This is a genomic window from Bacillus sp. P4_D3 (genome assembly GCF_056401855.1).
The window spans coordinates 1-500 of the sequence record NZ_JBFUIN010001380.1 but is presented as its reverse complement, the minus strand read 5'-3'; the positions used below and the strand labels follow the sequence as shown (position 1 = coordinate 500).

The 500-nt window shown below is 34.1% G+C and carries 1 protein-coding gene; it reads left to right on the top strand.

All coding sequences use genetic code 11. From position 1 onward, the window contains the following. The coding region (locus AC1DTM_RS31465) for a nuclease/transposase family protein (RefSeq protein ID WP_477001820.1) at positions 1 to 500 on the top strand (500 nt) is incomplete at both ends.

The window sequence follows — 500 nt, the reverse complement described above, 5'->3', positions numbered from 1 at the left end:
GCTGCAAGATTTGCTTATAACTATTGTAAAAGAATGAGTGATAGATACTATAAGCTATTTGGAAAATCTGTTTCACAGTTAGMTTTACAGAAACGATTTAAAAAGATCAAGAAGCGAAAGCGATATGAGTGGTTAAATGACATCAACGCACAAGTTCCCAAACAGGCTTCAAAAGATTTTGATACGGCGAGGAAAMATTCGTTCAAAAAGTACAAAAATGGTTATCACACTTCTTATAAATCTAAAAAAGATTTAATCCAAGGATTTTATGCCAATTATGAAAGACTGATTATAGGAAAGAAAGTAGTTGATATTCAGTCTATTGGAGAAGTAAAAACAAGCCAACAACTACCAAGAAACAAAAAACCATCCAATCCAAGAGTTACATTTGATGGTCGTCACTGGTGGATTAGTGTAGGGTTCCAAGAAGACTTTGAATCACAAGAACTAACAAATGAGTCGATTGGTGTGGATGTTGGTTTAAAAGAGCTGTTTGTGGC